Here is a 13,585-nt window from a genome sequence, read left to right as displayed (position 1 = left end):
CACCACACGCGCAGTCACCGCCACCCGCCAGTAGCAGCCACAACACCCCTACAGTCACTATGAGTTGACCTCTAAGGGAGTCAAAACTAGTTCGGTCAACGGGACGTGTTCGTGGATTCAGGGGGTTCCGAATGCGCGACCGCAGATCCCGATGGACAGTTTGCGTCGCTCGAAGTGTCCGAGGAAGGCATCCCATTCCTCGTTGGTGGGGGTTCGGTATTCCTCACTGGGGCGGAGTGCTCGGCGCCGGGCGATGAACGCGCGATGGGCTTCGATGGCCTCGCCGGGATAGATGGCGTTGTATCCCATGGTCGTGTTGATGCTGGTGTGCCCGGCGATGACCTGCGCGATGTGCGGGGGAAGGCCGCTGCGGATGGCATCGGTGATGAAGATCCGCCGAAAGTCATGGGGCGAGAAGTCCAACGGCTGCCCGGCTGAGTCGGTCAGATTCGTGGAGGCCAGCACCTCTTGAAGTGCTTGGCGCAGGAGCTTCGGGGAGAGTCGGGAACTCTCGCCGCTGCGGCACCACTGGAAAAGCAGTGGCATCTGCGGATTCCAGGTCTTCTCGGCCATGTCATAGCTGGAGACGTAGGGAACGGCACCGCTGCGCGGGTCGCGGATGCGGGCGATGATCGCACTGAGCACATCGGCGAGCTCCGGGCTGACCAGGATGACCCGCTCCTCGTCGGTCTTGGACGGCGCGATCTGCAGGAGGGGGACAATCTCGCCAGTTGTAGGCAGTCTGTACTGGATCAGGCTGTGATGGCTGGCCTCCAGCATCTCCTCGATGCGGACACCAGTGTGCTGAAGAAACTCGACCATCGCCCAGGCCCAGAACGCGCGGCTCTCGGCGAGGGCCAGGTCGACGCGCCGGCCGGTGGCGATGTTCACCGCCCAGGTCGTGCCGTCCTTCGCTGCCCGTCTGAAGGTGTCGCCCGCGAAAGCGAACTGATCACCTGGCGGGGTGTCCATCAGAGTCTGTAGTCGGGCTTTGGCCTCGTTCAGGCATGTTGAAGCCGCTCGGGCGACAGCGGGCAGAGCCGGAAGTCGTTCCCGCGTCCGGTGGTCCATTCGGGCTTTGCGCCGCTTGTTGTCTTTCACGACAGCGACAGCCGCGTCCTTGATCGGACTCGGTACCGCCCAAGGCCCCCAGCGCGCCGGCTCGTCGATGGCCCACTGGGCGATGTCGAGATAGAACGCCCGGACGGAGAGCATGATGCTGGCGACGTTGGCGCGCCCGGTCACTGAGCCTTTTCCAAGCTGGCGGCGCTGACCGCGAGTTGGACAATCCTGCACAACGAAGAAGCTCCTGGTAGACGGGTTCTCGACCAAGATCACCCATGTCCGCCAAGAGCTTCGCGTGCTTGTCTACCGGTCCTCGATCGATCTGTCCAGCCGCACCCTGCGGTTCCTGACCGGACAACTGACAGCCAGGCGGAAGAAGATCGGGACGCGGTGGCGGCGACTATCGGTCGGCCGCCAGGCCCTCCTGGCCTTGGCCCACCTGCGGTGCGGCGACACCTACGCCCAGCTCGCCGCGGGTTTCGGTGTCGGAATCGCGACCGTGTTTCGCTACATACGCGAAGCCGTCGAGGCCCTGTCCGCCCTCGCCCCGACCCTCAGCGAGGCGATGAGAACGATCCGGACGAAGGCGTTCGTCATCCTCGACGGCACCCTGCTGCCGATCGACCGCATCGCCGCCGACACCCCGTACTACTCGGGAAAGAACAAACGCCACGGCATGAACGTCCAGGTCCTCGCCGATCCGTTCGGACGGCTGCTCCGGGCCTCACCGGCAGTGCCCGGCTCGACCCACGACCTCACCGCCGCCCGACAGCATGGAATCATCGAAGCCCTCACCGAGGCGGGCCTCAAATGCTGGGCGGACAAGGCGTATCAAGGAGCCGGCGGACCCGTCCGGGTACCGGGGGCCGCCAACTGAAGAGATGGAAGCGCCGCCACAACAGCAGCCACGCGAAGATCCGCTGCCTCGGCGAGCAGGCCATGGCCGCACTCAAGGGCTGGCGCCTCCTGAGGAAGCTCCGCTGCAGCACCAACCGAATCACCGACGTCGTGAAGGCCGTCCTTGTCCTTCATCATGCGTCAGCGTGAGGTTGGAAAAGGCTCACTGAAATTGAACTCGTGGAGTCGTAGGGGCTGACGGCTCGTCGTCCGTGTGGTATCTCCGGTGCATGCGGTATCCGCAAGGGGGCGGGCTGACCGCCGAACGGCAGCAGTTCCGCGAGGAGTTACAGCTCAAGGCGGCCGGGCGGTTCGCCCAGGGCGACGCGGGCCCGGTGATCGCCAGGACCTGCGGGTCAGCGTCCGCTCCGTGCAGCGATGGCGGCAGATGTGGGACGAGGGCGGCCCACGGGCTCTGCTATCGCAGGGACCTGCGTCGCTGCCGAGGTTGAGCGAGAAGCACTTCGCCCAGCTGGAGGCGGAGCTGGCCAAGGGGCCGGCCGCGCACGGCTGGGAGGACCAGCGATGGACGCTCGTGCGGGATCAAGACGGTGAAGAAATCAGCCACACCGGGCCAAATCAAACGCTAACCTCGATCTTTCGTGACGGTCCGCTGGTTCATCCGGTGGGCCGTTTCGGCTTGTCAGGGCGACGGTGGGTAGGCCGAGCACCCGGCTGTCGCGTCGGGTGTGCGCCGGGTTCCACGGCTCCGGAGGGCTCGACTGCTGGTTGGGATAGGGCCTCGCTGCTGGTCAGGTGGGGCTTGGCAGTGCGTGCAGTCGACTGAAGGCTGTGGTGATCACGTCGGTCCAGGGCCAGTGGCGGGCCAGACGGAGGATGCGGCGGCGGCCGGTGGTGACCAGGCGGGCGGCGGCGGAGAACAGTCGCATGCGCATGCGTTTGGGTTCCCAGCGGCGGGATTGGCCGATCAGGGCGAGCATGGGCATCCAGGCCAGGAGGTCCAGGGCGAGTTGGACGATCTCCAGCCAGAGCTGGTTCTGGGCGGTGTGGTGCAGGGGGAGGTTGCGCAGGCCGGTGTCGCGGGCGGCGCGGATGCGGTCCTCGGCGCGGGCGCGTTGGCGGTGCCGCAGTTCCAGGGCCGCGATCGCGGTGCCTGTGGTGTTGGTGGCGAAGCAGGTCAGGCGCATGCCGTCGGCGTCGGTGAACCTCAACTGGGCTCCGGGGTGCGGTCGTTCCTTGCGGACGATCAGCCGCAGCCCGGTCGGCCAGCCTTTCAGGACGTCGCCTGCCAGTTCGGCGACCCAGGCGCCGTCGCGGACCCGGCCGTCGGGTTCGACCGCCGACGTCCAGGCCGGGGCCGGGGCGTGGAGCACGGCGTGGTGGACCGCCTCGGTGATCGTCATCCCGACCGAGTAGGACAGCCACCGTCCGCGCGCGGTGAGCCAGTTCAGGAACTCGTGCGTGCCGCCGGCGGAGTCGGTGCGGATCAGGGTCCGTCGACCTCGTCGGTAGTGCTTCGGCATCTGGGCCAGGGCCATGCGGGTGGTGGTGATGTGGTCGGCGGCGGTGTTGCTGCCCGCGTTGCCCGGCCGCAGCAGCCCGGCCACCGGCTCCCCGGACCCGTTCGCGCCGTGGTCGACGAACGCCATCAGGGGGTGGTGCCCGAAGGTCCGCTTCCAGGTCGCGGTCGCGTCCTGTTTCTCGGAGTGGGCCAGCACCAGGACCCCGTCGATGTCCACGACGACCTGGCCGGCAGCGTCGGGAGCATCGGTGCCGGCCAGCTTCCACACCCGTTCGCGGGCATCGGCCCTGGCCCGGCGGATCGCAGTCAGCGCGCGGGGCCCGGCTGCGGCCAGGGTCTCCACCAGGCGCGAGACGGTGGGGTCGGAGGCCACCAGGCGCGAGACGGTGGGGTCGGAGGCCACCGGACCGAACACCCGCGGCTCGGCCCGCAGCACGGCCACATCGGAAAGGCAGTCCCCGCCCAGCGCCACCGTCAGCGCGAGGTCCAGCAGCACTTTGCCCGGGTCGTGCACCGCACGCGGCTTGCGCCACGGCGTCAACGCCGCCGATATCGCCGCGTCCAACCCGGTCTTGCGCACGGTCTCCAGCAGCAGCACCCCGCCGGCCTGCGAGACCACGGCACTGCCGTCGCCCTGGACGCGGACACGCGGGTACGACCCGATACGCTTGTTCACCTGGAGAGTGCTTCTTTCCTTGCTGCGGACAGGACCCTAGACAAGTCCCATCGTTGCAGGTCAGAAGCACTCTCTGTTTATTTGATCAAGACCCGAACAATCCCGCTCATGAAAGCCCGAGGCTAAAGGGCCAACTCAGCCACTGGTCCCGGCCGGGAACGCTCCCGGTTGCCCCTTCAGCGCAGCACCGGGGCCGGGCTCAGTCGGTGGCGCGCTCGGTGTTCAGGGGTGCATGGCGAGGTCGTGCTCTTCCGGGTGGCGGGCGAGGCGAGCCATCACCCACACGGTCCGGGCGTCCATCCCGTCGCCGTACTCGGCGGCCAGGCGCCGCTCCTGCCACGTCGCGCGCGGGGCGAGGGCCCACCGAACCAGCGGGAACCGGACCCGGCGAGCACGGCTTCTCATCGGCTCGGCGGGAGTTGAACCGTATACCTATCAACCGTTACGCGGAATCCGGCCATTCGCCCCGGACCTGCGGAAATCGGCTGTACGAGTGGCAGTCACACGAAAGACTACCTGCGTAACTGTACGTATACCCAAAGTGAGGGTGCCGTGTTATTCGGTAAGAACGGCGGAGACGACGCGGACGGCAACGGGGACCGCGACGAAGCCCCCAGCGGGCTGACCATGCTGCATCAGGCGATGCTGCATACCAGCACCACGCTGAGCGAGACCCTCGACCGGGGACTCACAGACGTAAAGAACACCAACACCGATGCCCACACCGCCGTGACCAAGGAGCTCGCCCGCACGACCAGGGCGCTCCAGGACGCGCAGAAGCTCTTGCCCATGCCGTATGCGGCCCGGGACGCGGACAGAGACAGCGCCACCGCTGACCAACTGCGCCAGCTGCACGAACTGGTGACCGCCGTGCAGGCGACCCTTGCCGGCGTCGCACAGGACGTCACCTCCCTGGCTCCCGCACCAGCTGCGGCGACGGTCACAGCGGTCGCGGGCAACGGGTACGGCACCACGGCGGAGACCGTGCACGCCGGAAGGTCCCTGTTGAACGCGGTGCCGCAGCAGCGAGTGGACAGCGTCACCGTTGACACCCCACCGGCAGCGGAAGACCCCGCCCCGGCAGACAGTGTGGATACGGCTGACGTGCCCGCTGTCGAAACCAACGCCGCGGTCGAGAGCGGGCCCGGCGATGAGGACGGACCACAGGCCAGGCCGGAGACGGGGGCCCCACTGACGCGGGAGCAGGTGGCTGAGGCTGTGCGCGAGGCGGTAGCTGCCGCGCTCCCCGGCCCCGAGGCCGACGACGTGCCCTCCGCTGTCGCGGAGCTGGGCGGGCAGATCACCGCCCTGCGCGCGGAGGTTGCCGGCCTCGTCGAGCGTCTCCCCGCCGCCTCGCAGGGCGAGGCCGAAGATCAGAGGCCACCCGCCACCGACCCCGAGCACAGCAGGGTACTGACGCAGGCCGCAGGGATCTCTTCCGCCGTGCTGGTGTGCCACCGCGACCTGTGGGAACTCCTGTCCGGCTGGGCGGGCGGGCACCCCCACTTCCGGATGCCTCCGCAGATCGCAGACCAAGGCGAGAACCGCATCGCGGCGAACATCTCGGGCCGTTCACTCATCGCCGTCCTCATCAGCCTGTCCCACCTGCGAAACACCGCCACCGAAGGCGACGGCGACCGGGAACTCGCCGAGGCCGTCTACCAACGCATCGGCAACAGCATCGTCGCCCTCTCCCCCGACGACGGCCCGCTCGTCACCATCACCCTGGACGACCGCACCCCGCACACCAGCGACACCTCCGATTCCTGACCGGACCACAGGCACCATCGAGGCTGGTCGCACATCGGCCGCCCTCCCGACCAGCAGGAAAACGCACAGGGGCCAGACTTAAGGCTCTCGCTCCGGACCAGGACCACCGGTCCGACGAGCATGCTGTTCGATCCAGCCGTTCGGACGCCACGCCACCGCCATCGTCAAGGCCTCGCCCAGCAGACCCGCTCATACCGCTGCCGCGCCCCGGAGCTCTCTTCCGGGGCGCGGCAGCGGTCGTTCAGGAGCCGGTGACACCCCATGCGGGGTCTTGGTCCTGTCGGGCGGTGCGCGGGTTCGGCGTGGTCGTCATGGCCGGAACGTACGCCTGGCAAACCACTGAGAACAGCCCCGGACTATTGGTCACGGGACACATCGGGTACCTCGTACGGGCAACCCGAGCCTCCTGCCGACCGCACCTGCTGTGCTGGGTGCACATCGCCGAGGTGGACAGCTTCCTCCGCGCCCACCAGCAGTACGCGGCCGCTGGCCGCAGACGCGGGTACGACGGGTGCGACGGGTGCGACGGGTGCGACGGGTGCGACGGGTGCGACGGGTGCGACGGGTGCGACGGGTGCGACGGGTACATCGACGACATGGCGAGGGCTGCCCAGGCTCTCTGTGTGTCCGATCCTCCGCACAATCGCGCGGAGCTGGCCGAACGCATCGCCGCCTACCGACCTGCGGGGCGTGTGGGTGCCGCCGGGCCGTCGCGGCTCATCCAGCCTGTGGAAAGGTCGAAGCGGGCCCGGTGATGCCGGGGCGGTAGCGGATTGCGGCCCTGTCGAGGGCCGTCTCAAGGCGGCGGTGTTTCTGGTCTCGGTCGTCGAAGGTGAGCTGGTGGACTGGTGCTCGGCGGGCCGGAGGCGTTCTGTTCGTAGGACGAGTGTGCGGACGCGGGCGCGCTGGAGACCGAGTCCGGTGAGGAGTTCGCGGGCGGTGGGGGCCAGGGCGGGGGGTGGGCGGTCCCCTCGGTGAGGGTGCGGCTGCGGGCGGTCTGAGTGTGGTCGGCGTAGGTGACGGTGAGTGTGAGCGCCTGGGTGATCTCCCCACTGATGCGCAGCCGGGCGCCGAGCTCCTGGACGAGGCGGAGGACGGTGCGGTGGTGCTGGTCGGGGGCGAGTTCGTCGCGGTCGAAGTGGTGGCCGGCGCTCATGGTCTTGGGTGCGGCGCCCGGGACGACGGGGCACTCGTCGATGCCGTGCGCGAGGTCGTGGGCCTGGTGTGCGGCCGGTCCCGAGGATGCACTGGAGTGTGGGGAGCTGAGTGTCGGCGATGTGGCCGACGATGGTGACGCCCTAGCGGGCGAGCGTCCGCGCGGTCTTGGGGCCGATGCCCGGCAGGGCGGCGGTCGGCTCGGTGCGGAGGAACGTGGCGATCTCGTACGGGTCGTCGCGGACCACCGTGGCACAGCCGAGCGGGCGGAAGCCACGGTCAAGACCGTCCGCTTCTCCTCGGACCGTGGTCTGCTGCCCGAGGCGGCGCGCAGCACGGGGGGCCATCGCCACTACGGCCCGAGGCGCTCGACCGGCTCCGGCTGGTCCGCTCGCTGCGCACGCTGGACCTGCCGGTGCCGGACGTGGGCCGGGTGCTGGACGGACATGTCGCGCTGGAGGACGTCATCGCGAACCAGCTGAAGGAGCTCGGCACGCGCATGACCGCGATGCGCTGGCGGGAGTCCGCGCTCCAACTGCTCCAGGACTGCGCCCCCAGGTACTGGCCTTCGCCCGGCTGCACGCCCTCGCCTCCGCCGTCAACTCCGGCTCCGGCATCAATGTCTGCCGCCCCGAATTCCTCCTGCTGGGCGAGAGCTGCCGTCCGGAGGTGGTCTATGACGGTCTCCGTGAGGCGTTCGTGCTCGCCGCATCCGATCTGCGGGTGGGCCGGCCGCCGTGCGAGGGCGACGCTCTCGACTGTTTCGTCGCCTCCTTCGCCGACTTCCGCGGCCTGCGGGACACCCCTGTCTTCCGCCACCGGCTCAGCGGTCTGCTGGCCCGGACGGCGGACCCCCGTATCAGCCGCTACTGGGAACTCACCGCCGAGCTGACCGGGTCCCCGGAGCCGACGCTCGGCGCGTCCGAGGACTGGCTCTGCGCCGCCCTGGAGGCTCAGTCGGCCGGTCCGACCGGCTCGCCGGCTGAATAGCTGAATAGCTCGTCGGCTGGCTGGCTGACGGGGTGACCGGTTGACCTGTGCACTCCAACGATCACCGCCCCGATCGACGGCCTTCCCACACACCCTCGCACCGAAACCGGAATATTCCCGCCTGAACAAGACACAAGTCGACGCACCGAAGGACTCCATGAACGGCCGAAATCACTCCTTCGTGCGGCATGGAACGTGGAGTACCGGTGAATCCGCCTCCATGTTCGATCACCGATCTCCGACTGACCACGCAGAACAGACCCTGCCAGATATTCACGGACACTTTTCTCCGGATGACCGGATTACCTCCTTGACCATCTCTTGGTACAAGAACGAGACTCGCAGAGGCACTCATGCATCAGGAGCCACAAGCGCATGTGCATGCGAATTGGCCCTGCGAGACATAGATCGCACGGGGTGTGCGGCGGGGGAAGCAGCGAAGATCGTATGTCCGCGACCACATGATCGGCGGGCAATTCCTTCACCTCCTCTCCTCATCTCTTGGTGCGCGAAGGGAATGGAGGGGGAATGCCGACGCACATGGGCTATCCCGGCGTTTACATCGAAGAACTCCCCAGCAGCGTTCGGACCATCGCCTCGGTCACCACATCGGTGACCGCTTTCGTGGGGCACACCCGCCGAGGACCGCTCAACCAACCGGTGCGCATCACCAGCTTCGCCGACTTCGAGCGGCGCTTCGGCGGACTCACCTCGCAGAGCGCGGTCAGCTACGCCGTGCACCAGTTCTTCGGCAACGGCGGGGCGGTCGCGGTCGTCGTCCGGGTGGCGAAGGCCGGCACGGGTGAAGAGGCCTGCGTCACCCTGGAGTCCACCGAGGGCCGCAGCGCGTGCCCCGTGCTGGAGGTGCACGCCAAGGAACCGGGTGTGTGGGGTTCGGGGCTGCGGGTGGCCGTCGACCATGACACGCCCACCCCGGACAGAACCTTCAATCTGCATGTCCTGGACGCCCGCGGCGGTGCCCGCGAGTCCTTCACCAACGTGTCCATGCGTTCCGGTCACGGCCGCTTCGTCGAAACGGTCGTGGGCGCCGGATCCGCGCTCGTCCGCGTGAAGGTTCTCGACGAGGACCGGCCCGACCCGTCCGGCACCGTCTCCAAGCCGTTCGCCGCGAAGCTGCCCGACCTGAACGTCGAGCTGAAGGTGAAGATCGGCGATGTGGAGCGGGAGTTCACGCTCTTCGAGCCCGACCGTGACGGCGAGCCGCCGCGCACGGTCACCGAACTGGCCCTGCTCCTGGAGCGCAAGCTGCGGGCCCTGCCCGACGCCCCCGGCAAGCACGCCTTCGCCGGTGCCGAGGTCATCGCCTTCGGGCGCCGCATCCAGGTCGTCGCCGGTTCCGTCGACCCGGACGACATCGTGCGTTTTGTCGGCGAGTGCGCCAACGACCTCGGTCTCGAAGCCTCGGTGAACCCGCCCGTCTTCCCGCTGGAGGGCGGCAAGGACGGCGACGCGCCCGGACCGCTCGACCTCATCGGCAGCGAGGCCCGCAAGACCGGGGTGCACGCGCTGCGCGACGTGGACGACGTCAACCTGCTGGCGCTGCCCGAGCTTTCGGCGTACGAGTCGACCGAGGACATGGTCACCGTGCTGTCCGCGGCCGAGCGGCTCTGCCGCGAGCGCCGGATCTTCCTGCTCGTCGACTCGCCGTCCACCTGGGGAAGCGTCGACGCGGCGCGGGCCGGGATCGGTGCGTTCGACGCGGTGCGCAGCGACCACTCCGGCCTGTACTTCCCGCACCTCCAGCTCACCGATCCACTGACCGGGCGGCTGCGGTCGTTCCCGCCCTCGGGCGCGGTGGCCGGCGTCATCGCCCGTACGGACGGGGAGCGCGGCGTCTGGAAGGCACCGGCGGGCACCGACGCCCGGCTGGCCGGGGTGCGGTCCCTGACGGTCAGGCTGACCGACCGGGACAACGGGCTGCTCAACCCGCTGGGCGTCAACTGCCTGCGGACCTTCCCGGTGGTGGGACCGCTCGTCTGGGGCGCGCGGACGCTTCAGGGCGCGGACGCGCTGGAGAGCGAGTGGAAGTACGTTCCGGTGCGCCGGCTCGCCCTGCATGTCGAGGAGAGCCTGTACCGGGGACTCCAGTGGGTGGTCTTCGAGCCCAACGACGAGCAGCTGTGGCAGCAGATCCGGCTGAATGCCTCGGCCTATCTGAATGATCTGTTCCGCCGGGGCGCGTTCAAGGGCGGCACGCCCCGTGAGGCGTACTTCGTGAAGTGCGACAAGGACACCACCACCGATGCCGACATCGAGCGCGGTGTGGTGAATGTGTTGATCGGTATCGCACCGGTCAGGCCGGCCGAGTTCGTGATCGTCAAGATCCAGCAGATGGCCGGTCAGTTCGACCTCTCGTAATCCAAGGACCCGAGGTAAAGGAACACGAAGGAAACCGATGGCTGAGTTCCAGGTAAACGCCCATCGCTTTGACCCCTACAAGAATTTCAAGTTCCTGGTCCTGTGGGACGGTCGAACGGTAGCGGGCATCAGCAAGATCAGTCCCCTGAAGCGGACCACGGAAGTGGTCAAGCACCGGCACGGCGGCGACCCCAGTTCGCCGCGGAAGTCGCCGGGCCGCTCCGAGTTCGAGGGGGTCACGCTCGAACGCGGCGTGACCCACGACCCGGAGTTCGACCGCTGGGCCAACAAGGTCTGGCAGGTGGGCGCCGGGCTCGGCTCCGAGGTGTCGCTGCGCGACTTCCGCAAGGACATCATCATCCAGGTCCTCAACGAGGCCGGGCAGGTCGCGGTCTCACACAAGCTCTACCGGGCCTGGGTCAGCGAGTACCAGGTCATGGGCGAGCTCGACGCGAACGCCAACGCCGTCGCCATCCAGAGCGTGAAGCTGGAATGCGAGGGCTGGGAGCGGGACTACGAGGTTCCGGAACCGGCCGAGCCGTCGTTCACCCACCCTGCCTGAAGCTCGCACATGCACGGAGGAAAGACGATGGCGCCTCGTCGTAGTCCGGCCGGGGACCGGACATGATCCCCGGAGCCGCCCGGGTCACGCCGGGCGTGGCCGCGGCCGTGCCCGGTGCGGGCCCGGTGGGTCCCGCCGAGCTGCTGGCCGCGTGGGAGTCCGGGCTGGCCCTGGGTGCGGCGGGCAGATCGCTGCTGCTGCACCGGGCGGCCCGCCCGGGGACCGGTACGGACACGTTGCTGTCGGTGCCGGTCGGTGAGCGAGAAGCGGATCTGTTCGCACTGCGCCGCTCGCTGTTCGGTGAGTTGATGCAGGTGCGGATCGAGTGCGGCGCCTGCGGCGAGGCCATGGAGTTCGACCTCGACGCGGGTGCCCTGGGCGCACGCGGAGCGGTCCCGGACCTGCCGCTGCGGGTGACGGAGGACGGGTGGGTGGTCGAGTTCCGGCTGCCGACCGTCGCCGACCTCGCAGCGGCCGGAGCCGCTGGAGCCGCTGGAGCCGCCAGGGTGACTGAGGCTGCTGGGGTGGCCGGCGGCGCTGAGGTGGCTGGGGCTACTGAGCCGGCCAGGTCGTCCGCCGAGGCCCGCCGGCGGCTCGTGACGGACTGCACGCTGCGGGCCCAGCGGGACGGGGAGTTTGTCCCGGCGGAGCGGCTGGCCGAGCTGCTCCCCGAACGGGTGGAACGGCTCATCGCCGAGAAGGCCGCGGAGGCGGACCCGACGTCCGAAGTGACGCTGAACGTGGTGTGCCCCGAGTGCGACGGGGCCACCGCGGCCGAGCTGGACATCTCCTTCTACCTCTGGACCGAACTGGACAACTGGGCACGGGACGTGCTTCTGGACGTCCATCTCCTCGCCACCGCATACGGCTGGAGCGAGCCGGACATTCTGGCGCTCAGTCCCCTTCGGCGTCGCTACTACCTGGAGCTGTGCACCGATGCCTGACTATTTCGACCGGCTCCTCGCCCGGTACGCGCCGGTGGCCGAAGGCCCCGGCGGTCCCGGCGGCTCCGGCGCGCGGGTACGGGTACGGCCACGGCTGCCCGGCCCGTTCGAGCGGGCGGAGGCCATGCGGCAGGGTCCGCCCGAGCCGGACGAACCGGCCGCGCTCATCCCTTCCGCTCCCCTGCCCGCCCCCAGCGGTCCGCCCCTGCCGGTGCGGCCGGAGCGGGAGACGCACACCGAACGGCACACCGAGGTACGCACCGAGCGGGCACCACGGCCAGCGGAGAGGGGGCAGCCGCTCCGGCCCCCGGCACCGGCGCCCACTCTCCTGCTCCGCCCCGCGGCCGCTCCGTCACCGGCACTCCGGCCCGGTACGGCGGAGGGCTCACGGGCGGCGCGACGGGGAGGCCCGTCCGCGCCCCAGGCCCCGGCGCAGTCTCCGGCCGTGGCGGCCGCACCGTCCCCGTACGCCGCCGGCTTCGCCCGTACGGCCTCGCCCGCCGCTCCGCGCGGCTCCGACACCGCCGCCGCGCGCGGTGCGGCGCTCGGCTCGGTGGGGCGGCGTGCGCCGCGCCCCGCCGAACGCGTCGTCCATGTGCAGATCGGCCGGCTGGAGGTCAGCGCGGCGCCGCCGCCCGGGACGAACGGTTCACCGGGTGGCCGCCCCGCACAGCGGACCGGGCGGCCGGCCCCCGTACTGACTCTGGACGACTACCTGTCGCGCGGTGGGAAGAGGGATTGACGACATGAGCAACGCACTCGCCGTCGCCACGGTCACCCAGGCGCTCGCCCTACTGATCGAGAGCAACCTGGGACCGGAGATGGACATCGCGGTCAAGGTGGAGACCCGCAAGCCACCATCGGAGCCGCCGAGCGAGCCGACCATCACGGTCTTCCTCTATCAAGTGACCCCGAACGCCTCGATGCGCAACAACGATCTGCCGACGCGCGCTTCGGACGGCACCCTGCGCAACCGGGCGGTCGCGCCGCTGGACCTGCACTACGTGATCAGCGCGTACGGGGAGGAGGCGGAACTCGTCGGGCAGCGGCTGCTCGGCTGTGTGATCCGCATCCTCCACGAAATCCCGGTGCTGCCGAAGGAGTTGATCGAGCTGGCCGCCGAGCGCCCGTATCTGTCGGGCAGCGACCTGGCGGACTCGGTACAGAAGGTGCGCTTCACCCCGACCGTCATGGACGTCGATGAGACGTCCAAGCTCTGGGGAATGCTGCACCAGACCCCGTACACCCTGTCGGTGGCCTATCAGGCGTCGCTGGTGGTGATCGAGGGCCGCGAGAAGCCGGTCCCGGCGAAGCCGGTGAAGGAACGCACGGTACGGGTGCTGCCGTTCGGGGCGCCCGGAGCACCGGTGCCGCCGGGGGCGGACGGGGTGCCCGGGGCGGACGGGGCAGACGGGGCAGACGGGGCAGACGGGGCCGAGAGAGCGGAGACGGGGACGGCGAAGGGCGCGCCCCCGGCCGCGAAGGCCCCCGCGAAAACTCCTGCGAAGACCGCCGCCCAAGCCGAGGCCAAGGCACCTGCCGGGACCCCCGCCAAGTCCGCGAAGGCAACTGCCAGGCGCGCGTCCCCGCCCCGTACTCGTAAAGCCGCCGAGAGCGACGCGCCGACGCCGGACGACAAGGGCTGAACCGAGTGCGGAACACGG

12 protein-coding genes and 3 pseudogenes are annotated in these 13,585 nt (G+C 69.4%); 10 read left to right on the top strand and 5 right to left on the bottom strand.

The annotated features are described in order from the left end of the window. Positions 1–117: 117 nt before the first annotated feature. Positions 118–1,245 carry a tyrosine-type recombinase/integrase gene (locus ACZ60Q_RS21915; RefSeq protein ID WP_469637045.1) on the bottom strand — a complete coding sequence of 376 codons (1,128 nt, stop codon included), beginning with the start codon at positions 1,243–1,245 and terminating at the stop codon, positions 118–120. 115 nt (positions 1,246–1,360) lie between these two features. On the opposite strand from ACZ60Q_RS21915, the pseudogene ACZ60Q_RS21910 reads away from it, so the two are divergent. Further along, a pseudogene (locus ACZ60Q_RS21910) lies at positions 1,361–2,112 on the top strand (transposase family protein). A gap of 80 nt (positions 2,113–2,192) precedes the next feature. Next, positions 2,193–2,503 (top strand): annotated as a pseudogene (locus ACZ60Q_RS21905) (helix-turn-helix domain-containing protein); the annotation flags it as partial. Positions 2,504–2,714: 211 nt separating this feature from the next. Here the strand turns inward: ACZ60Q_RS21905 and ACZ60Q_RS21900 are convergent. Together ACZ60Q_RS21900 and ACZ60Q_RS21895 are read right to left on the bottom strand one after the other, a co-directional pair. Next, positions 2,715–4,121, bottom strand: a complete 1,407-nt coding sequence (locus tag ACZ60Q_RS21900) for an IS1380 family transposase (RefSeq protein WP_469637042.1) — start codon at positions 4,119–4,121, stop codon at positions 2,715–2,717. 222 nt (positions 4,122–4,343) lie between these two features. Next, complete coding sequence (locus ACZ60Q_RS21895) at positions 4,344–4,526, bottom strand: hypothetical protein (protein WP_469637039.1); 183 nt, start codon at positions 4,524–4,526, stop codon at positions 4,344–4,346. Positions 4,527–4,673: 147 nt separating this feature from the next. Here ACZ60Q_RS21895 and ACZ60Q_RS21890 point away from each other — a divergent pair, with 147 nt between their 5' ends. Together ACZ60Q_RS21890 and ACZ60Q_RS21885 are read left to right on the top strand one after the other, a co-directional pair. Then, positions 4,674–5,891 (top strand): hypothetical protein, encoded by a 1,218-nt coding sequence (locus tag ACZ60Q_RS21890; protein ID WP_469637036.1) that lies wholly within the window; start codon positions 4,674–4,676, stop codon positions 5,889–5,891. A gap of 413 nt (positions 5,892–6,304) precedes the next feature. After that, positions 6,305–6,574, top strand: a pseudogene (locus ACZ60Q_RS21885) (hypothetical protein); the annotation flags it as partial. A gap of 113 nt (positions 6,575–6,687) precedes the next feature. Here the strand turns inward: ACZ60Q_RS21885 and ACZ60Q_RS21880 are convergent. Further along, positions 6,688–7,047, bottom strand: coding sequence for a DinB/UmuC family translesion DNA polymerase (locus tag ACZ60Q_RS21880; RefSeq protein WP_469637033.1), 360 nt, complete (start codon positions 7,045–7,047; stop codon positions 6,688–6,690). 142 nt (positions 7,048–7,189) lie between these two features. After that, the gene (locus ACZ60Q_RS21875; RefSeq protein ID WP_469637031.1) at positions 7,190–7,393 is read right to left on the bottom strand and encodes a hypothetical protein; all 204 of its coding nucleotides are present in this window, start codon (positions 7,391–7,393) and stop codon (positions 7,190–7,192) included. A gap of 322 nt (positions 7,394–7,715) precedes the next feature. Between ACZ60Q_RS21875 and ACZ60Q_RS21870 the strand changes: the two genes are divergently transcribed. The 6 genes from ACZ60Q_RS21870 to ACZ60Q_RS21845 all read left to right on the top strand — a co-directional run bounded on the left by ACZ60Q_RS21870 (position 7,716) and on the right by ACZ60Q_RS21845 (position 13,567). Further along, the gene (locus ACZ60Q_RS21870) at positions 7,716–8,036 is read left to right on the top strand and encodes a hypothetical protein (RefSeq protein WP_469637028.1); all 321 of its coding nucleotides are present in this window, start codon (positions 7,716–7,718) and stop codon (positions 8,034–8,036) included. 528 nt (positions 8,037–8,564) lie between these two features. Further along, on the top strand, positions 8,565–10,415 hold the full coding sequence (locus ACZ60Q_RS21865) for a phage tail sheath C-terminal domain-containing protein (RefSeq protein WP_469637025.1): 1,851 nt from the start codon (positions 8,565–8,567) through the stop codon (positions 10,413–10,415). Between the two features lie 37 nt (positions 10,416–10,452). Then, a complete protein-coding gene (locus tag ACZ60Q_RS21860) occupies positions 10,453–10,977 on the top strand; it encodes a phage tail protein (RefSeq protein ID WP_266931071.1) in 525 nt (174 codons plus the stop codon). 62 nt (positions 10,978–11,039) lie between these two features. After that, positions 11,040–11,921: a T4 family baseplate hub assembly chaperone gene (locus ACZ60Q_RS21855; protein ID WP_469637021.1), complete on the top strand. Its 882-nt coding sequence runs from the start codon at positions 11,040–11,042 to the stop codon at positions 11,919–11,921. Beyond that, positions 11,914–12,663 (top strand): hypothetical protein, encoded by a 750-nt coding sequence (locus ACZ60Q_RS21850; RefSeq protein ID WP_469637018.1) that lies wholly within the window; start codon positions 11,914–11,916, stop codon positions 12,661–12,663. Before ACZ60Q_RS21855 ends, ACZ60Q_RS21850 begins: the two co-directional genes overlap by 8 nt. 4 nt (positions 12,664–12,667) lie before the next feature. Further along, a complete protein-coding gene (locus ACZ60Q_RS21845; RefSeq protein ID WP_469637015.1) occupies positions 12,668–13,567 on the top strand; it encodes a Pvc16 family protein in 900 nt (299 codons plus the stop codon). Positions 13,568–13,585: the final 18 nt, after the last annotated feature.

This window comes from Streptomyces sp. NPDC104313, assembly GCF_055583985.1.
The sequence above is the reverse complement of the archived record's forward strand: the minus strand, read 5'-3'. Positions and strand labels throughout refer to the sequence as shown.